Genomic DNA, 18,200 nt, shown 5'->3' on the forward strand with positions numbered 1-18,200 from the left:
AGGTCACGGTAAAGCCTTATCTGTCTCGGCCCGGCCATGTCTTGATCAAGGCGCTGCCCGAAAGCATGGGTTGCATTGGCGCGAGGTAAAACCTGGCGGAGTGCGATCATGCGTGTTGTGATGGCCGCCGCGCTGGCGGATTGCGACGGCCGTATCGCTCAGCCATAACGGCGGCCATGTCGACCATTACCGTTCGCTTCGCTCCGTCGCCGACGGGCTATCTGCATATCGGCAACGCGCGCACGGCCTTGCTGAATTGGCTCTTCGCCCGCAAGGCGGGGGGGCGCTTCATCCTGCGGCTGGACGACACCGACCGGGAGCGGTCGACGCCGGCCTTCGCCGCGGCCATCGTCGACGATCTGGCCTGGCTCGGCATCGTCTCGGACCAGATGGAGCGGCAGTCGGACCGGATTGCCACCTATGAGGACGCTGCCGCGCGGTTGCGCGCCCAGGGGCGCCTTTACGCCTGCTACGAGACACCGGACGAACTGGAGCGGCGGCGCAAGCGCCAGCTCGCCCGTGGCCAGCCGCCGATCTACGACCGTGCCGCGCTGGCGCTGACCGATGATGAGAAGGCAGCGTTCGCGGCGGAGGGGCGGACGCCGCATTGGCGCTTCAAGCTCGACCACCGCACGGTGGCATGGACGGACCTAGTGCGCGGCCCGAGCCAGGTGGAAACCGCGTCGCTGTCCGATCCCGTGCTGGTGCGTGCCGACGGCACGTTCCTCTACACGCTGCCGTCCGTGGTCGACGATCTCACCATGAGGGTAACCCACGTCATCCGCGGCGAGGACCACGTCACCAACACGGCGGTCCAGATCGAGATCATTGCCGCCCTGGGCGGGACGCCGCCGGCGTTCGGCCATCACAACCTGCTCACCACCATGAGCGGCGAGGGCTTGTCGAAGCGCCTGGGCCACCTCTCATTGAAGGGCCTGCGCGAGGGCGGCATGGAGCCCATGGCCGTTGCATCATTGGCCGTTCTCGTCGGCTCGGCGGAGGCGGTCCGGCCGGTGGGATCGATGGTCGAGTTGGCCGACCTCGTCGACCTTGCCCACATCTCGCGCGCGCCGGCCAAGTTCGACGAGGCCGAGCTGACGCATCTCAACGCCCGCCTGCTGCACGAGATGCCCTACGACGCCGCCAAGGAGCGGCTGCAGCGGCTGGGCATGGATGACGAGGCGTTCTGGCTCGCCGTCCGCGGCAACCTGGAGCGCTTCGACGACGTCGAACTATGGTGGCGCATCGTCCGCGCGCCGGCGGCCGCCATGGCCGTCTCGGCCGAGGCCGACGCCGCATTCTGGGCGGCCGCCCGCGAAACGCTGCCCGTCGAGCCGTGGGACGCGGCGACGTGGAAGGCCTGGACCGATGCGGTCAAGGCGCGGACGGGGGCGAAGGGCCGGGCCCTGTTCATGCCGCTGCGGCAGGCCCTCACGGGTCTCGATCATGGGCCTGAGCTGGCGGCGCTGCTGCCGCTGATCGGACGGGAGCGGGTGCTGGAACGGCTCGGCCGCTGACGGCGATCAGCTTCGCCGTCACTGGGCCTGGTTGGGGGTGTTGGGCGAAGCGAAGATGTTGGGCGCGACGACCCGCACGCTCTGCTTCTGGCCGTCGGCGCCGATCACCTCGCGCACCTGCCCCTCCCGGGTGCCGACGGCACGCTGCTGGGCGTCGATGGTCTGCGGCCCGATCCCCGATGATTCGTGGCTGGCCGTCGGCACCGCCTCCGGATCGGGCAGCGGCTCTTCGTCGGGCTCGGCCGGCGCGGGTGCCTTGGCCTGCTTGTCCTTGGCGCTGGTGGGCTTGACGTCCGCCGGTTTGGCGACGGGCTTGATGCGCGACAACTCCTCCGCCTTCTCCGCGGTCACGATGATGTCGTTGCGCCGCGGGCCGAGCAATTCCTCGCCATGCTGCAAGGCGATCGCCCAGCTCTCGCCGGGCTTGCGGCACGAGCACGCCGGGTCGAGCGAGCGCTTGTACTTCGAGGCGTTGGGAAGCTCCGTGTAGGGCTTGCCCTCGCGATTGCCGGCCCGCTCGATGGCACCGTCCGCCGGCATGTAGTAGACGAGCGTCTCCGTGGCAGGGCACAGCGCTTGGCACATCTCGGGGGCGCCGTCGCGACCGCCGGCCGGCAACGGGAAGAAGTAGCCGTCGCAGGAGCGCACGCAGACCGTGCGCGATCCGCCGTAGCGCGTCTGCCGAGGTTCGGACGGATCGCCAGGCTCCCTCTGCAGTTGATCCTCCAGCGGACGATCAGCCTCCTGCATGGGCTCGGCCGGTCGGACGCCGAACAGACGCTCGAAGAAGTTCGGCTGCCGGGAAGCTTCCGTCGCACCCGGCTCGCAGTTCTGGCGGATGGCGGCCATCAATTGCCGGCGGCGGGGCTCGTCGCCCTGGGATTGCGCCATGGCACGATTGTACTCGGAGCTGACGTGCCGCAGCTGCGCCTCGATCGCCCCGCACTGTGGCGGCTTCGGTTGCCCGAAGAACAGGAAGTTGACCCGGTCGCAGCCCAGGCTGGCCGAGTAGCTCTGCAGGCGGCCGATCTCGCCGCGTAGGTTCCGCGCCGACGCGGCCGCCCGTGCATCGCCGCCGCGACCGAGCGAGGCGAGCTCCGCCCGGAAGCGATCGCAGGTGGGGGATTGGGCGATGGCAGCAGCGGGCCCTGCCAGCAGGGCCGAGGCAATGAGGGCTGATCTCAGCGCAAAGCGGCGAGCCATGAATCCTTCTCGAGACGACCATGGCAAGGCCACGGGCCGACGGTTGTTTGAGCCAACCTTGATGGGGCTGCGCGGTGACGCCACATCGCTCGTTCGCGCCATCCAAGACGGCGACGTTGACTAAAGTATGGTCATCGTTCACCGGCGTGCTTCGGTCAAGCGCCGCAGCGGACGCGATTCGCGGGCAGCAGAATCGCACGCTCGCGGCCAGCGTTCAACGGCGGCCCCCCGTGCCGCAGTGCATTGGGCACGCGGCAGCCCATATAGGGCCGAGGAGGGGCCATGCTTCGTATTCCGATCAGCGTTGGCGCAGCCGTTGCTGCGTTGGCCGTCTGTCTCGCCGCGCCCGCATGGGCCGACGGACCCGACGTCATTTTCAAGAAATCCACCGTATGGAAATTCCTGACGCCGGACGACAAGCTCGTGGTCTACGGCATCGACGATCCGGTCGTGGCCGGCGTCGCCTGTCACTACACGGTGCCGGAGAAGGGTGGCGTCAGGGGCATGTTCGGCGTCGCCGAAGAACTGTCGGACATATCACTCGCCTGCCGGCAGATCGGGCCGATCTCGTTCAAGGAGAAGTTCGAGCAGGGCGATGTGCTCTTCTCGGAACGGCGATCGCTCATCTTCAAGCGAATGCAGATCGTCCGTGGTTGCGACATCAAGCGCAACACGCTCGTTTATCTCGTCTATTCGGATAAGCTGATCGACGGCTCGCCGAAGAACTCGACGTCCACCGTGCCGATCGCACCGTGGGGCGCGGGCGACCCGCCCAAGTGCGGAGACTGGCTCCGCTAAAGCGGCGGCCGCTTGGATGGATGTGGACCTGGCGCGCGATCTCGTTAGATCTCGCGTCGGGATGAACCGAGGGCCCGGTTCCCGCCCTCGGATCGACGCTTCAGCTCAATCAGCGCACGCACTGGATCGCGAGCGAGGCGCCGGTGCTGCTGTCGGACGCGACCGAGCCGGTGGCAATGGTATCCGAGGTGACCGGGCCGAAGGCCATGGCGCGGGCGAAGCCGTTGGCTTCGCACCAGCCGTCGGCGACGATGCGGCCGCAGTCACCGCCCCCCTGCAGGCATTCGCCGATGCCGTAGCCGTCCGACGGCGGGATCACGAACGTGGCTTGCGACGGACCGATGCCGCCGGCCCGGGACAGCCGTGGACTGATGAGAACCGGCACCGCGAGAACAGCCAGCAGCATCACGGCGAACGCAATCCGACGCATCGATAGTCCCCAGTCGCACAGGCAAACGCCAATCATCACCGCAAGCGGCGGTGCCGCACGAACGCTCAACTCCCGAAATGTTGCCGCAGCCTCTGAGAGTCGCCGCCCCAAAATCGCGCTGCAACGTGGGCTCTTTCTCACTGGGAGGGGCTCGGCGCAAGCGGCGCGACCATCTAAAGCGAACGTTTTGATCAATGTCCGACAGGGCGTGCTATTTCTGCCATGGTGGCGCGGTTCCGCGCCCATGCGGGAGCTGCGCAGAGGCCCTTGACGGACGGCGGTCGCGGGCGCAAAAGACCGGCATGACGACGGCCCGCATCATTTGCGCGATCTCGATTATCATCCGCTAGCGACACCGCTGGCTGGAGCCGTCTTCGTTTCAATTATCTGAAACCGGAACGTTCTCCCGGCCGGCGGCCAGGAAGACGCCATGTCTGCTCATTCGAGCCCTGATCTCCAGGCCATCCGCCTGCACAACACGCTGACGCGGGCGAAGGACGTGTTTCGTCCGGTCGACGCAGGGAACGTGCGCATGTACGTCTGCGGTCCGACCGTCTACGACGATGCGCATATCGGCAACGCCCGGCCGATCATCGTCTTCGACGTCCTGTTCCGGCTGCTGCGTCAGGTCTACGGCGCGGATCACGTCACCTATGTCCGCAACATCACGGACGTGGACGACAAGATCAACGCGCGCGCCGGCGAACGCGGCATCACCATCCGCGAACTGACCGAGGTCACGGCGGCGCGCTTCCACGAGGATATCGCTGCGCTCGGCGTGCTGCCGCCGACGGTGGAGCCGCGGGCCACCGACCACATCGCCGAGATGGTCATGCTGATCGAGCGGCTCGTCGCCCGCGATGTCGCCTACGTGGCCGAAGATCACGTGCTGTTCAGCGTGGCGGCCATGGGCCGGCTCGCTTGCGCACCACGCTATGGCGCCCTGTCCAACCGAACGCTCGACGAGATGCTCGCCGGCGCCCGCGTCGAGGTGGCGCCCTACAAGCGCGACCCGATGGATTTCGTGCTGTGGAAGCCGTCCAAGCCGGGCGAGCCGGGCTGGCCGTCGCCGAGCGGCATCGCGGTGGAGGGGCGCCCGGGCTGGCACATCGAGTGCTCGGCCATGGCCTGGAAGCATTTGATCGCCGCCTTCGCCGGCCGTCTGCGCTGCGAGCCTGCGGAGGCCGCGGTGTTCGACATCCACGGCGGCGGCATCGACCTCGTCTTTCCCCATCATGAGGACGAGATTGCCCAGACCTGTTGCGCGCTCGAGACGCCGCGCATGGCCAACTACTGGCTGCACAACGGCTTCCTGCAGGTGGAAAGCCAGAAGATGTCGAAGTCGCTCGGCAATTTCGTCACCATCCGGCAACTGCTGACGACCGACGCGTTCGGCGGCCGCTCCTGGCCGGGCGAAGTGCTGCGGCTGGCCATGCTGCGCACGCACTATCGCCAGCCGATCGACTGGACGGTGCGGGCGCTGGAGGAGGCCGAGGCAACGCTGACGGCGTGGCATGACGCGGCGGACTTCGAGGAGGTCGTCGCGGCCGCGCAGCCGCCGGAGCCGGTGCTGCTCGCGCTGACGGACGACCTGAACACGGCCGAGGCGATCGCGGCGCTGCACGGCTTGCGCAAGGCGGGGCAGCTCGCCGCCCTGAAGGCCGGCCTGCTGTTTCTCGGCGTCTACAACGCGTCCCGCTTCGCGCCGAGCCGCGGCGCCGACCCCAAGGCCGATCTGACGCCGGAGAACCGCCGCAAGATCGAAGGGTGGATCGAAAAACGCGCAGAGGCCCGGGCCGCCAAGAACTGGGCGGAGTCCGACCGCATCCGCGACGAGCTTGCGGCCGCCGGCATCGTGCTCAAGGACAACAAGGACGGCAGCACGACGTGGGAGATCGTCCGCGGAGGGCGCAGCTGATGGGACAGGCGTTCAAGGCCGGCCTCAGGCCCTTCCTGCCCGCCGACACGCCCGTGCTGGCATCGATCTTCCGCGCCGCCATCGAGGAGCTCGCGGCGGACGATTACGACGAGGCCCAGCGCGAAGCGTGGGCCTCGGCCGCGGACGACGAAGCCGCCTTCGGCGAGCGTCTGGCCGGCATGCTGACGCTGGTGGGCGTGATCGGCGGCACGCCGACCGCGTTCGCCGCCCTCAAGGGGAGCGACCACATCGAGTACCTTTTCGTGCATCCGGCTGTCGCGGGCCAGGGGGTGGCGAGCCAACTGCTCGAAGCCTTGGAGAAGCTCGCCGGCGCCCGCGGCGCCACGAGCCTGACGACCGATGCCAGCGATACCGCCCGCGGCTTCTTCCAGAAGCACGGCTACCAGGATCTCCACCGCGAAACCGTGCAGCGCGGGGGCGAATGGCTGGGTCGGACGGCCATGCGCAAGAAGCTGCCGGCGAACGAAACCGGGACGAAGCACCCATGACGCGCGACCGCCTTTACCTGTTCGACACCACCCTCCGCGACGGTGCGCAGACGACGGGCGTCGATTTCTCGCTCGACGACAAGCGCGTCATCGCCGCCATGCTGGACAAGCTCGGCATCGACTATGTCGAGGGTGGCTATCCCGGCGCCAATCCGCTGGACACCGAGTTCTTCGGCGATCGCCGCACCGTCGCCGCCCGCTTCACCGCCTTCGGCATGACCAAACGGGCCGGGCGCTCCGCCGCCAACGACCCGGGCGTCGCGGCTTTGCTCGACAGCAGCGCCGACGCGATCTGCTTCGTCGCCAAGAGCTGGGACTATCAGGTGCACGTCGCCCTCGAGATCTCGCTCGAGGACAATCTGGAGGGCATCCGCGACAGCGTCGGCCTCGCCGTGGCGCGGGGGCGCGAGGCATTGCTCGACTGCGAGCATTTCTTCGACGGCTACAAGGCCAACCCGGCCTATGCGTTGGCGTGCGCCAAGGCTGCGTACGAGGCCGGGGCGCGCTGGGTCGTCCTGTGCGACACCAACGGCGGCACGCTACCGGAGGAGGTGGAGCGCATCGTCGCCGAGGCCTGCCGGCACGTGCCCGGCGATCACCTCGGCATCCACGCGCACGACGACACCGGCTGCGCCGTGGCCAACTCCCTGGCCGCGGTCCGCGCCGGCGTGCGTCAGATCCAGGGCACGCTCAACGGTCTCGGCGAGCGCTGCGGCAATGCCAATCTGGTGAGCCTGATCCCGACCTTGAAGCTCAAGCGCGACTATGGGGAGCGCTATGAGATCGGCGTCACGGACGAAGGGTTGCAGCAGCTGACGCATGTGTCCCGCGCGCTGGACGAGATCCTCAACCGCTCGCCGGACCGCCACGCGCCCTATGTGGGCGCCAGCGCCTTCGCCACCAAGGCCGGCATCCATGCCTCCGCAGTTCTGAAGGACCCGCGGACGTACGAGCACGTGGATCCAGCAAGCGTCGGCAACGGGCGCCGTTTGCTCGTGTCCGACCAGGCGGGCAAGTCCAACATCCTGGCCGAGCTGGAGCGGATCGGGATCCCGCTCGACAAGGACGACCGCCGCATCGGTCGGCTGCTCGACGAGGTCAAGGACAAGGAGGCGCAAGGCTATGCCTACGAAGGCGCCGACGCATCCTTCTTCCTGCTGGCCAAGCGCGTCCTGGGCGAGGTGCCGGGCTATTTCGACGTCGAGCGCTTCAGCGTCAATGTCGAGCGTCGCTACAATGCGTTGGGCGAGCTGGTGACCGTGGCCCAGGCGGTGGTCAAGGTGAAGGTCGGCGACGAGGAGCTGATCTCGGTGGGCGAGGGCAACGGCCCGGTCAACGCCCTCGACGTCGCCCTGCGCAAGGACCTCGGCAAGTATCAGCCGCTGATCAAGGGGCTGGGTCTCGTCGATTTCAAGGTCCGCGTCTTCCAGGGCGGCAGCGATGCGGTGACGCGCGTGCTGATCGAGAGCGGCGACGAGACCGGCGACCGCTGGGTCACGGTGGGGGTCAGCCCCAACATCATCGACGCCTCGTTCCAGGCGCTGACCGACAGCATCACCTACAAGCTGGTGAAAAGCGGCGCGACGGCCTGATAGGAATCGGTATCGCCCCTGTCCCGCCGGCGCGCCGGCGGGACAGGGGGCGTGCGTCGGGCGCCTACTTCGCCGGCGCTGCGGGCGCCGCATCCGCGGCTTGGGGCGGATCGAGCTTGGTGCAGCCGCCGTCCGCAATCGGGCGCATGATGTCGGCCGCCTTCACCTTCTGCTTGATCTTCAGCAGATCCCAGCCCTGCTTCACGTCCTCGGGCGCCTTCACTTCGGCGAGCAGCATGTCGTTCATCAGCCGGCCGTCGGCGCGGACCTTGGCGCCGGGGGCGAAGAAGTCGTCGACCGGCATCTCCTTCATCTTGCGCATCACCGTCAGGCCGTCGTTGGTCTTGGCCGCCTCGACCGCCTGCAGATAGTGGCGCACCGCACTGTAGACGGCTGCCTGCGCCTGGGTCGGCATGCGCCCGCCGTGCTTCTCGGCGAAACGCTTGCCGAAGGCACGGCTCGCGTCGTCGTTGTCCCAGTAATAGCCGGTCAGGTACTGCACGCCCTGGGTCGCCTTGGCGCCGAGCGAGTGGACGGAGGTCAGGTAGAAGATCAGCACGGCAAGCTTCTGGTCGCCTTCGCCGACCTGGAATTCGCGAGCCTGCTTCAGGCTGGTGACGGTATCGCCGGAGGCGTTGGCGAGCGCCACGATCTGGGCGCCCGAGCCCTGGGCCTGCAGCAGGAACGACGAGAAATCCATGGTGCCGACCGGGTGCCGCACCGAGCCCAGGACCTTGCCACCGAGCGAGGTGACGATCTTGGTCACTTCGTTCTGCATGGCGTGGCCGAAGGCGTAGTCGGCCGTGATGAAGTACCAGGTCTTGCCGCCCTGCTCGACGATCGAACGGGCGAGGCCCTGGGCCAGCGAGTAGGTGTCGTAGAGCCACATGGCTCCGGTCGGCGAGCACGCCTTGCCGAAGATATCGGCGGTTGCCGAGCCCGAATGCACGACGATCTTGCCGCGCTCGCGCGCGATATCCTGCACGGCGAGCGATATGGCCGAATTGCCGATGTCGAACAGCGCGTCGACACCCTCCTGGTCGTAGAGCTGGCGCGCCAGCGAGGCGCCCAGGTCGGTCTTGTTCTGGTGGTCGGGGGCGAGCAGCTTCACCGGCTGGCCGAGCACCTTGCCGCCGAGATCGTCGATAGCGAGCTGAGCGGCGATGACGGAGCCGACGCCGCCGGCGTCGGAGAAGACCGAGCTCTTGTCGTTCAAGACGGCGATGGCGATGGGCTTGGCCGCGTCCTGGGCCTGCGCGGCGGCGGTGGCCGCCAGGCCGGCGAGGCCGAGCGCCAGGCAGCGCGTCAGCAGGGATTTCATGAGCGTACTCCCGAAAACGAATTTCGCATTTAGCGCATATTCCGCGCGTCTGACCACCGGCTCAGTGGTCGGAACGCGCAATATGGCTGGGGCAGGGCTTGGCGTCCGGCGGGCTTGGACGAGCCGCCCCGGAGCGGGTAGTGCTATAATGTGGTCCGGCAAGAGTTGTGAAGCGGCTGGCCGCCCGCGCTCCTGGTCCTGACGCGATACCAATTCGAAGGGCGATGCGGCGCAGCAGCCCGGCCGCGCCCCGCGCCTCAGAAATGCTGCCCGATCAGGGGGTCGGCATGCGCCTCCCGGCCCGTGTAGGCGGTGCCGTTGGCCCGTGCCTTGAGGGCGGGGATGACATCGTCGACCTCATCGACGACGATATAGCTGACCTCCAGCCCCGGCCGGATGAAACCGTTGTCGCGCATGTGCTCGAGGAGGACGAGCAGCGGTTTCCAGAAGCCCTGGATGTTGAGCACGAGGATTGGTTTGCTGTGCTGGCCGAGCTGCGACCAGGTGAGCTGCTCGATGAGCTCTTCCAGCGTGCCGATGCCGCCCGGCAGCGCGACGAAGGCGTCCGCTCGCTCGTACATCATGCGCTTACGGGTGTGCATGTCGGGGACGACGACGGTTTCCTGCGCCTCCTGCAGCATGACTTCGCGGGCGCGCAGGAACTCTGGAATGATGCCGGTGACATGGCCGCCGTAGTTGATCACCGTGCGGGCGATCTCCCCCATCAGACCGATGTTGCCACCGCCGTAGACAAGGGAAAGCCCCTGTTCGGCGATGTGGCGTCCGAGGGTGCGGGCCGCGTCCATGAAAGCCGGGTCGAGGCCCGTGCCGGAGCCGCAATAGACGCAAATGGACTTGATCGAGGGCTTGGCGGTCGGTCCAGTCAGCGCTCCCGACTGGGGCGACGACGGGACAGGCAGCGCTGCTGTGGGCGTATTGTCTATGAACCTCATTCACAATCCATGCATGAGATCATGTTCTAAAATTGGGCGGAAGAGCCCGTCCGGGGATCGGCATGGACGACGATGCCGCGCATGCCGATCCTCGGCTGGGCTTCCGGCGGGGCCGATTTGATGGTCCTATCCGGTTCATAGCATCCGCCCGCAAGCGCTACAAACCCGGAAACAACACTAAAATCAGAAACTTGATCGTGCCGCCTTGAACTGGAATGTAGAATGTATCTGTCCGGAGCTTCGAAGCCAGACTCAACGCACGAATGATCAGAGCGCTTCTCGATGACAGCTGTACGGTGGGATAGGGCAGCCCTGGTGATTTTGGCGATGGCGGCATTCGCCGCCATGGCCCTGGTCTTGGGGCCGCTGCGGCTACACGTGCCGTGGCCGGCGGCGCTCCAGCCGTATCTCGGGGTCGACAAGGCGCGCCCGCAGCCGCCGGCCATGTCGCTTCCGGCGGCCCCCGCTCAGCCCGCGGCCGGTACGGGCACCCTGACCGTCCCGCCGCCGTCGCCCTCCGGCGATAGCAAGCCCGACCCCTCGCAGCCGGTCTTCGACATCGTCCGCGTCGAGCCCAATGGCGAAGCGGTCATCGCCGGGCGCGCCGCGCCCAGGGCGACGGTGGAGCTGCTGCGCAACGGCGTCGTCGTCCAGCGCGAGGTCGCGGATGCCACCGGTGCTTTCGCCGTGACCACGCCGGCGCTGCCCGTCGGGCAGTACGAGTTCACCTTGCGGGCGAGAATGAGCAGCGGCCGACGGCGGGCCTCCTCCCAGATCGTCGGCGTGACCATCAAGCCGAGCGGCCCGCCGCTGGTCGCACTGGTGAATCCGGACAAGCCGACGACGCTGCTGTCCAATCCGCTGGCCGACGCCTCGAAGGGCGGCGCCGGGGCGCCGATCACCATCGAGCTGGCGGAGACGGACGATAGCGGCCGCCTGTTCGTGGTGGGCAGAGCGCCTCCCGGGGCGTCGGTGCGGCTCTACCTCAACGACAGCTATCTCGCGTCCGCGGTCGCGGGGAGCGATGGCCAGGTGAGTTTCTCGGTGAAGCGGGGCGTGAAGCCCGGCACCTACCGCGTGCGTCTGGACGACGTCGCGCGCGGCACCGGCAAGGTCAGGTCGCGTGCCGAAGTGCCGTTCACGATGCCGGCCGTCGTGGCCGGCACCCGGCCGACGGGGCGGGAGGGCTCCGGCGACCAGACCGAGAGCAGGGCGGCCGCGACGACGGCCATCGGCACACCGGGGCCGGACACGCCCGTCGTCGCCGAGCGCGAGCCCGGCAGCAGCACGGTGGTCCCCGGCGTCAGCACGCGCACGGTGGCCCGCGGCGACAGCCTCTGGCGGATCAGCCGCGAAGTCTACCGCATCGGCCAACGCTACACGACGATCTACAAGGCCAATCGCGACCAGATCGCCAATCCGAACCGCATCTATCCCGGCCAGGTGTTCGTGCTGCCGAGCGAAGGCCAGCCCTGAGCTCTCCGCGTCGCGGTGTCGATACCAGCAGGCGCATGCGGCCCCTGCGACCGCGGCGGGGTGCATGACAGCTGCTTCGCGCCTATATAAGAGACGATTTTTCCCCCTGGAATCGTTCTGATGTCATTGACGACAAACGGCGTGCTGGACCAGGGCACGCCGGCGGGTGCCGCTGGGCGCGGGCCGCGCGGCGATCTGATCTCCACCGGTCGGCAGCTCTGGCCCTTCATCTGGCCGCCGGCGGACCGGCGCGACCTCAAGCTCCGCATCTACCTGGCGACCGTGCTCATCCTGGTGGCGAAGCTCGTCACCGTCGGCATGCCCTATACCTTCAAGTGGGCGACCGATGCGCTGGCGGGCGATGCGCCGCTCACGTCCGGCGATCATGCCTGGCTGTGGCAAGCACCCATCGCGCTGACGCTCATCTACGGCGCGACGCGTGTCCTGATGGCGGTGCTCACCCAGCTCCGCGACGCGGTGTTCGCCAAGGTGGCGATGGCCGCCGTCCGGCGGCTGGCGATGCAGACCTTTGCGCACATGCACCAGCTCTCCCTGCGCTTCCACCTGGAGCGCAAGACCGGGGGGCTGACGCGCGTGCTGGAGCGCGGCCGCACCGGCATCGAGGAGCTGACGCGCCTGTTCGTGCTGCAATTGCTGCCGACCATCGTGGAGTTCGCGCTGGTCATGGCGGTTCTCTACCTGCAGTTCGACTGGCGCTACGCGGTGATCGTGATCGTGATGATCGTCGCCTATCTGGGCTTCACCTATCGCGCCACCGAATGGCGGATCAGCATCCGCCGCCGCATGAACGATTCCGATACGGAGGCGCAGAGCAAGGCGGTCGATTCCCTGCTCAACTTCGAGACGGTCAAATATTTCGGCGCCGAAGCGCGCGAGACCGAGCGCTACGACCGCTCGATGGCGCGCTACGAGCGGGCCAGCGTTCAGACCTACACCTCGCTCGCGGTGCTCAACGCCGGCCAGGTGGTGATCTTCACGCTCGGGCTGGCCGCGGCCATGGCGTTGGCGGCCTCGGACGTGATGGCGGGGCGCACGACGGTCGGCGGCTTCGTCATGATCAACGCGATGCTGATCCAGCTGTCGATCCCGCTCAACTTCCTCGGCATGATCTATCGCGAGATCAAGCAGGCGCTGATCGACATCGAGCAGATGTTCACGGTGCTGGCGCAGCACCCGGAGATCGAGGACCGCCCGGGTGCGCCGGCGCTTGCGGTGGCGAGCGGCACCGTCCGTTTCGAGGACGTGCGCTTCGCCTATGGTCCCGGCCGCGAGATCCTCAAGGGCGTGAGCTTCGAGGTGCCGGCGGGCCGTACCGTGGCCATTGTCGGCCCCTCGGGCGCCGGCAAGTCGACCATCTCGCGGCTGCTCTACCGCTTCTACGAGCCGAGCGCCGGGCGCATCACCATCGACGGCCAGGACCTCACGGCCGTGTCCCAGGCGAGCCTGCGCGCGGCGATCGGCATGGTGCCGCAGGATACGGTGCTGTTCAACGACACCATCGCCTACAACATCCGCTACGGCCGCTGGGATGCGACGAAGGACGAGATCGAGGCAGCGGCCCGGCTCGCCCAGATCGACCGCATCATCGCGTCGCTGCCGCTCGGCTACGATACGCCGGTGGGCGAGCGGGGCCTGAAGCTGTCGGGCGGCGAGAAGCAGCGCGTCGCGATCGCCCGCACCATTCTCAAGGCTCCGCCCATCCTGATCCTCGACGAAGCGACGTCGGCGCTCGACAGCTTCACCGAACGGGAAATCCAGGACGCGCTCGAGCGCATCAGCCGCGGCCGCACGACGCTGGTCATCGCCCATCGGCTGTCCACCGTCGTCAATGCCGACGAGATCCTCGTGCTCGACAAGGGGCGGGTGGTGGAGCGCGGCAGCCACCCGGCGCTGATCGCGAGGCACGGGGTCTACGCTGCGCTGTGGAACCGGCAGCGCCAGGCGGAGGCGGCGCGCGAGACGCTCAAGCAGACCGAGGCCGAGCTCGACGAGGTGGTCGCGGACGCCCGCGCCGGCGCCGACGGCTCGCCGTCGTCACAATTGGAGCGCATGGCGAGCGCCACGGTCTGACCGCAGCCCGACGCCCGCATCGGCCCGCCCGCATCCGTCCGCCCTCTTGCGTTCGTCGGACGGCGGCGGCGCCTTGACGTCACGGTCGTTCGCCATGAGGTGATGCAGATGGGGACATTGTCGCCATCGTTGGCTACATATCGTGCGCTCTGGTGTGGCGAATCCGAAATTCGCACGGGGAGCGGCGCCCTCTCGACCGTCGCCCGCACGGCAAGGATCTCGTATGTCTGTCGTCACGTCGATCCGGGAGACGCTCGTCCCGATCCATAAGGAAGGGTACCCCTTCATCGCCATCGCGGCTGCCGTCGCGGTGGTGCTCAGCCAGCTCTGGGGTCCCCTCGGCTGGCTCGGCGCGCTCATCACCCTGTGGATCTGCTACTTTTTTCGCGATCCAACGCGGGTTACGCCGCTGCGCGACGGCCTCGTCGTCGCGCCTGCCGACGGCCGCATCAGCAGCATTGCCGAGGTCCTGCCGCCGCCGGAGCTCGAGCTGGGGCACGAGCCCATGCTGCGCATCTCGATCTTCATGAACGTGTTCGACGTTCACGTGAACCGAGCGCCGGTTGCCGGCCGCATCGCCCGCATCGTCTACACGCCCGGGCTGTTCCTCAACGCCGATCTGGACAAGGCGAGCGAGGACAACGAACGCAGCGGCATGGTCATCGATGCCGGCGAGGTGTCGGTCGGCGTCGTCCAGATTGCCGGACTGGTGGCGCGGCGTATCGTCGGCTTTGTCCGTCAAGGTGATACGGTGTCGGCCGGGGAGCGCTTCGGCCTGATCCGCTTCGGCTCGCGGGTCGACGTCTACCTGCCGGCGGCCGTGCATCCGATCGTCGGGCTGAACCAGCGATCGGTCGCCGGCGAGACGGTGCTGGCGGACCTGCGCGGCACCGAGCCGCCGCGCGCCTTCCACGCCGAGTGACGCCACGATGAGCGATCTGTTTCCGCCTTTTGCCCCGGACGGCAGCGAGGAGCCGCGGCGGCGTGGCTTCCAGCCGGTGCCGCTGCGCGTGCTGGTGCCCAATGTCATCACCCTGTTTGCGCTCTGCCTGGGGCTCAGCGCCATCCGCCTCGGCATCGAGGGCAAGCTTGACACTGCGGTCATCGCCATCGTCATCGCCGCCGTGCTCGACGGCGTCGACGGACGCGTCGCGCGCTTTCTGAAGGGCACGTCACGCTTTGGCGCCGAGCTCGATTCGTTGGCCGACTTCGTCAATTTCGGCGTGGCGCCAGCGCTGCTGCTCTACACCTTCGCCCTGGACGAGTTGCGCTCGATCGGCTGGATCGTGGCGCTGGTCTACACGGTGGCTGCGGCGCTCCGGCTGGCGCGATTCAACGTCACGCTGGACGACCCGGGCCGGCCCGAGTGGAAGAAGGACTATTTCGTCGGGCTCGCGGCGCCGGCCGGCGCCATCTCCGCCCTGCTGCCGGTCTACCTGCACCTGCTCGGCCTGCCGACGCAGCACATGGCCCCGGTCATCATGGTCTATGTGCTCGCCATCGCCTTCCTGATGGTGAGCAATCTGCCGACCTATGCAGCCAAGACGTTCGGCCGGCGCATCCCGCGCGAATGGGTGTTGCCGCTGTTCGTCGCCTGTGTGCTGTTCGTGGCGCTGCTCGCGAGCTTCACCTTCGAGGTGCTGGCCGTGCTGACGGTCGCGTATCTCGCCTATTTCCCGTTCGGGGTCGCCACTTACCGGGCGCGCGAGCGGCGCGAGGCGGCGGTTGGCCAACAGACGGTCGCGGGCCAAGAGTCGGCGGTGGGCCAAGAGTCGGCCGCGGGTCAAGAGCCGGCCGCGGGTCAAGAAGCTGTCGCGGGCCGAGAGGCTGCGGCGCGACAGGAGCCGCAGCGCGGCGAGGCGGACGGTGACCGGACCGCCCCAGGAGCGGATGCCAGGCGACATGGATAGGAGCGTCAAGTCCACGCCATCGGCGCCCTGGCTTCTGCGCTGGCTTCCCGGCGGCACGCCTGCCACCGGACGAGGCGCGGATGATGCAAGCAAGGGTTTTTCCGGCCAGCCGCTGTCCGCGCCGGCCGCGACGATGGGGGATCGGACCGTGACGGAGCAGACCACCGAGGATGCAGGGCGCCCCAAGCTGGTGCTCGCCTCGGCATCGCCCCGGCGCCTGGCGCTGCTCGAGCAGGCGGGCATCCAGCCGGACGCGCTGCTGCCGGCGGACATCGACGAGACCGCCAAGCGCGGCGAGAGGCCGCGCGATTATGCCTGGCGGATCGCGCGGGAGAAGGGGCGGGTGGCGAGCGAGGTCGCGCACGAGCAGCCCGAACTGGACCGGGTCATCACGCTCGCTGCCGATACGGTGGTCTCGGTCGGCCGCCGCATCCTGCCCAAGCCGGACCTACTCGACGAGGCCGCCGCCTGCCTGCGCTTGCTCTCCGGGCGGACACATCACGTCCATACCGCGGTCTGCGTCATCGGCCCCGGCGGAGCCGTCCGGGAGCGTATCATCGAGACGAAGGTGCGGCTGAAGAACCTGTCGCGCGACGAGCTGGAGAGCTATCTCGGGTCCGGCGAATGGCGCGGCAAGGCTGGCGGCTACGCCATCCAGGGGCTGGCAGGCACGTTCGTGGTCAGGCTCGTCGGCTCCTACACGAACGTGGTGGGCCTGCCACTCTACGAGACCGTGAACCTGCTCGCCGGCGCGGGCTATCCCGTCCGCTTCACCTGGCTCGACGCGGCCTAGATGGGCGGCAGCCCCAGAAAAGGGCCAAAAACGATGAAGCAAGGTCCTGTGTCGGGCGCCGGCCGCGCTGCCCAGCCGAAGCCGGCCCGGCCCGCCGCGCCGTCGCGCAGCGGTCATCCCTGTCCAATCTGCGGCAACCCCGCCCGGGAGGAGCATCGGCCGTTCTGTTCGGCCCGCTGCGCCGACGTCGACCTCAATCGTTGGCTAGGCGGCGCCTATGTCATTCCGGCGACGTCGCAGCCGGACGAGGATGCCGACTGATCCGCGCGCGCCTTGGTCCGGCCCTGCGGCAAGCACAGCGAGCGCCCCGGGCGGATGCGGAAGGAGACGGATCGGGGTCACGGGCATCGGAACGTCGCCGTCGATGAACGGCATCAGCGCGCGAGGAGGCGGGGATGGGCACGATCGGACGTCGTGAGCTCATGCGGCGTCTGACATGCGGGAGCCTTGCTGCCGTGACCGCATCCTTCGCGTCGCAGTCTCTCGCCTACGCGAGCTCGCTCGAGCGGCTGCCGTTCACCGGCGTCAATATCGCCGGGGGCGAATTTTTCGAGCCGGCGCGGCAGCTCCGTCCGATCTACGGGCGCGACTTCATCTACCCATCGCCGGAGCAGCTCGATTATTTCGTCGGCAAGGGTGTGAACATCATCCGGCTGCCGTTCCGCTGGGAAACGCTTCAGCCGGCTCCGAAGGAGGCGCTGGACGGCCATGAGATCGAGCGGCTGCGGCAGGTCGTGCGGGAGGCGACCACGCGCGGCCTCACGGTGATCCTGGATCCTCACAATTACGCGCGCTTCCGCGGCCGCGTCATCGGCGGCAAGGAGCTTCCCGAGGGGCTTCTGGCCGATTTCTGGGGCAAGCTGGCGGCCGAGTTCTCAGGCGAGCGCCGCGTATGGTTCGGGCTCATGAACGAGCCGCACGACATGCCGACGGAACAGTGGGTGGCAGCCGCCAACGGCGCCATCGCCGCCATCCGAGCGATCGGTGCCCCCAACGTCGTGCTCGTGCCGGGCAACGGCTGGAGCAACGCTGCCAGCTGGCACGACGACTGGTATGGGACCCCCAACAGCGAGGCGATGCTGCGTGTCGCCGACCCGCGCAAGAACTTCCTGATCGAGACGCATCTCTACTTCGACAAGGACGGTTCGGGAAAGTCCGACACCGTCGTCAGCGCCACCATCGGCAGCGAACGCCTGCGCCACTTCACCCGGTGGTGCCGCGAGCATGGCTTGCGCGCGTTCCTGGGTGAGTTTGCCGTGCCGGCCACGCCCGTCGGACGGGCGGCGGTCAAGGACATGCTCGACGGCATGGAGCGCGATTGGGACGTGTGGGCGGGCTTTACCTGGTGGGCGGCGGGCGCCTGGTGGGACACCTACATGTTCTCGCTCGAACCCAGGAATGGCAGTGACAGCGCCCAACTCGCCTTCTTGCAGCCCTATCTGCAACCGTCGCGGGCGGTGGGGCAAAGCCGTTGAGGCCGTTGAGCTTCAGCCGGCGATCGCGGGCGTCAAGGAGGGGATCAGCACCAGGGCGGAGGTGACGGCTGCGACGACGGCGAAGAAGGCGTTGCGGACGTTCATGGCGGGTTCCTCGATCGGCGGCGGCTCGTTTCGTCGCCCGTGTTGCTGTCGTAAGGATCGAGGGCCAAGGTCGCGGTGCGGTGGCGCACCCGTGGGCCGATCGCAGGCG

At 68.1% G+C, this 18,200-nt stretch carries 16 protein-coding genes; 12 read left to right on the top strand and 4 right to left on the bottom strand.

Going from position 1 to position 18,200, the window contains the following annotated elements; genetic code table 11:
- Nucleotides 1-176: 176 nt before the first annotated feature.
- Nucleotides 177-1,517 carry a glutamate--tRNA ligase gene (gene gltX, locus ACZ5PO_RS24330; RefSeq protein WP_464184479.1) on the top strand — a complete coding sequence of 447 codons (1,341 nt, stop codon included), beginning with the start codon at nucleotides 177-179 and terminating at the stop codon, nucleotides 1,515-1,517.
- An 18-nt stretch (nucleotides 1,518-1,535) separates the two neighbouring features.
- Here the strand turns inward: gltX and ACZ5PO_RS24335 are convergent, their stop codons facing one another.
- Nucleotides 1,536-2,720: a DUF2865 domain-containing protein gene (locus ACZ5PO_RS24335; protein WP_464184481.1), complete on the bottom strand. Its 1,185-nt coding sequence runs from the start codon at nucleotides 2,718-2,720 to the stop codon at nucleotides 1,536-1,538.
- Between the two features lie 282 nt (nucleotides 2,721-3,002).
- Here ACZ5PO_RS24335 and ACZ5PO_RS24340 point away from each other — a divergent pair, with 282 nt between their 5' ends.
- Nucleotides 3,003-3,518 carry a CreA family protein gene (locus ACZ5PO_RS24340; protein WP_464184483.1) on the top strand — a complete coding sequence of 172 codons (516 nt, stop codon included), beginning with the start codon at nucleotides 3,003-3,005 and terminating at the stop codon, nucleotides 3,516-3,518.
- Nucleotides 3,519-3,627: 109 nt separating this feature from the next.
- On the opposite strand, the gene ACZ5PO_RS24345 is transcribed toward ACZ5PO_RS24340, so the two are convergent.
- Nucleotides 3,628-3,948 carry a hypothetical protein gene (locus ACZ5PO_RS24345; RefSeq protein WP_464184485.1) on the bottom strand — a complete coding sequence of 107 codons (321 nt, stop codon included), beginning with the start codon at nucleotides 3,946-3,948 and terminating at the stop codon, nucleotides 3,628-3,630.
- 430 nt (nucleotides 3,949-4,378) lie between these two features.
- On the opposite strand from ACZ5PO_RS24345, the gene cysS reads away from it, so the two are divergent.
- The 3 genes from cysS to cimA are packed head-to-tail and all read left to right on the top strand — an operon-like array spanning nucleotide 4,379 to nucleotide 7,967.
- Nucleotides 4,379-5,866: a cysteine--tRNA ligase gene (gene cysS / locus ACZ5PO_RS24350; protein WP_464184487.1), complete on the top strand. Its 1,488-nt coding sequence runs from the start codon at nucleotides 4,379-4,381 to the stop codon at nucleotides 5,864-5,866.
- Nucleotides 5,866-6,375: a GNAT family N-acetyltransferase gene (locus ACZ5PO_RS24355; protein WP_464184489.1), complete on the top strand. Its 510-nt coding sequence runs from the start codon at nucleotides 5,866-5,868 to the stop codon at nucleotides 6,373-6,375. The genes cysS and ACZ5PO_RS24355 overlap by 1 nt, the downstream gene beginning before the upstream one ends.
- Nucleotides 6,372-7,967 (top strand): citramalate synthase, encoded by a 1,596-nt coding sequence (gene cimA / locus ACZ5PO_RS24360; RefSeq protein ID WP_464184490.1) that lies wholly within the window; start codon nucleotides 6,372-6,374, stop codon nucleotides 7,965-7,967. The genes ACZ5PO_RS24355 and cimA overlap by 4 nt, the downstream gene beginning before the upstream one ends.
- A gap of 64 nt (nucleotides 7,968-8,031) precedes the next feature.
- On the opposite strand, the gene ACZ5PO_RS24365 is transcribed toward cimA, so the two are convergent.
- Together ACZ5PO_RS24365 and ACZ5PO_RS24370 are read right to left on the bottom strand one after the other, a co-directional pair.
- A complete protein-coding gene (locus ACZ5PO_RS24365; protein ID WP_464184492.1) occupies nucleotides 8,032-9,288 on the bottom strand; it encodes an ABC transporter substrate-binding protein in 1,257 nt (418 codons plus the stop codon).
- 257 nt (nucleotides 9,289-9,545) lie between these two features.
- Nucleotides 9,546-10,094, bottom strand: a complete 549-nt coding sequence (locus tag ACZ5PO_RS24370) for an LOG family protein (protein ID WP_464184494.1) — start codon at nucleotides 10,092-10,094, stop codon at nucleotides 9,546-9,548.
- Between the two features lie 474 nt (nucleotides 10,095-10,568).
- Between ACZ5PO_RS24370 and ACZ5PO_RS24375 the strand changes: the two genes are divergently transcribed.
- The 7 genes from ACZ5PO_RS24375 (at nucleotide 10,569) to ACZ5PO_RS24405 (ending at nucleotide 17,986) form a co-directional block, all read left to right on the top strand.
- Nucleotides 10,569-11,717 (top strand): LysM peptidoglycan-binding domain-containing protein, encoded by a 1,149-nt coding sequence (locus tag ACZ5PO_RS24375; protein ID WP_464184495.1) that lies wholly within the window; start codon nucleotides 10,569-10,571, stop codon nucleotides 11,715-11,717.
- Between the two features lie 120 nt (nucleotides 11,718-11,837).
- Complete coding sequence (locus tag ACZ5PO_RS24380; RefSeq protein WP_464184496.1) at nucleotides 11,838-13,808, top strand: ABCB family ABC transporter ATP-binding protein/permease; 1,971 nt, start codon at nucleotides 11,838-11,840, stop codon at nucleotides 13,806-13,808.
- A 154-nt stretch (nucleotides 13,809-13,962) separates the two neighbouring features.
- Nucleotides 13,963-14,730: a phosphatidylserine decarboxylase gene (locus ACZ5PO_RS24385; RefSeq protein WP_464184498.1), complete on the top strand. Its 768-nt coding sequence runs from the start codon at nucleotides 13,963-13,965 to the stop codon at nucleotides 14,728-14,730.
- A gap of 7 nt (nucleotides 14,731-14,737) precedes the next feature.
- Nucleotides 14,738-15,718, top strand: a complete 981-nt coding sequence (pssA, locus tag ACZ5PO_RS24390; protein ID WP_464184499.1) for a CDP-diacylglycerol--serine O-phosphatidyltransferase — start codon at nucleotides 14,738-14,740, stop codon at nucleotides 15,716-15,718.
- 133 nt (nucleotides 15,719-15,851) lie between these two features.
- Nucleotides 15,852-16,511, top strand: a complete 660-nt coding sequence (locus ACZ5PO_RS24395) for a Maf-like protein (protein WP_464197010.1) — start codon at nucleotides 15,852-15,854, stop codon at nucleotides 16,509-16,511.
- A gap of 33 nt (nucleotides 16,512-16,544) precedes the next feature.
- Complete coding sequence (gene yacG / locus ACZ5PO_RS24400; RefSeq protein WP_464184501.1) at nucleotides 16,545-16,772, top strand: DNA gyrase inhibitor YacG; 228 nt, start codon at nucleotides 16,545-16,547, stop codon at nucleotides 16,770-16,772.
- 194 nt (nucleotides 16,773-16,966) lie between these two features.
- Nucleotides 16,967-17,986, top strand: coding sequence for a glycoside hydrolase family 5 protein (locus ACZ5PO_RS24405; RefSeq protein WP_464184502.1), 1,020 nt, complete (start codon nucleotides 16,967-16,969; stop codon nucleotides 17,984-17,986).
- Nucleotides 17,987-18,200 lie beyond the last annotated feature (214 nt).

It is taken from the genome of Chelatococcus sp. KU-N122, assembly GCF_055391085.1.

Coding starts and splice junctions, on each gene's coding strand:
- cysS (WP_464184487.1), top strand. CDS start 4,379: ATGTCTGCTCATTCGAGCCCTGATCTCCAGGCCATCCGCCTGCACAAC.
- ACZ5PO_RS24370 (WP_464184494.1), bottom strand. CDS start 10,094: ATGGACGCGGCCCGCACCCTCGGACGCCACATCGCCGAACAGGGGCTT.
- pssA (WP_464184499.1), top strand. CDS start 14,738: ATGAGCGATCTGTTTCCGCCTTTTGCCCCGGACGGCAGCGAGGAGCCG.
- ACZ5PO_RS24340 (WP_464184483.1), top strand. CDS start 3,003: ATGCTTCGTATTCCGATCAGCGTTGGCGCAGCCGTTGCTGCGTTGGCC.
- yacG (WP_464184501.1), top strand. CDS start 16,545: ATGAAGCAAGGTCCTGTGTCGGGCGCCGGCCGCGCTGCCCAGCCGAAG.
- ACZ5PO_RS24375 (WP_464184495.1), top strand. CDS start 10,569: ATGGCGGCATTCGCCGCCATGGCCCTGGTCTTGGGGCCGCTGCGGCTA.
- ACZ5PO_RS24380 (WP_464184496.1), top strand. CDS start 11,838: ATGTCATTGACGACAAACGGCGTGCTGGACCAGGGCACGCCGGCGGGT.
- ACZ5PO_RS24395 (WP_464197010.1), top strand. CDS start 15,852: ATGGGGGATCGGACCGTGACGGAGCAGACCACCGAGGATGCAGGGCGC.
- ACZ5PO_RS24335 (WP_464184481.1), bottom strand. CDS start 2,720: ATGGCTCGCCGCTTTGCGCTGAGATCAGCCCTCATTGCCTCGGCCCTG.
- cimA (WP_464184490.1), top strand. CDS start 6,372: ATGACGCGCGACCGCCTTTACCTGTTCGACACCACCCTCCGCGACGGT.
- ACZ5PO_RS24355 (WP_464184489.1), top strand. CDS start 5,866: ATGGGACAGGCGTTCAAGGCCGGCCTCAGGCCCTTCCTGCCCGCCGAC.
- ACZ5PO_RS24365 (WP_464184492.1), bottom strand. CDS start 9,288: ATGAAATCCCTGCTGACGCGCTGCCTGGCGCTCGGCCTCGCCGGCCTG.
- gltX (WP_464184479.1), top strand. CDS start 177: ATGTCGACCATTACCGTTCGCTTCGCTCCGTCGCCGACGGGCTATCTG.
- ACZ5PO_RS24345 (WP_464184485.1), bottom strand. CDS start 3,948: ATGCGTCGGATTGCGTTCGCCGTGATGCTGCTGGCTGTTCTCGCGGTG.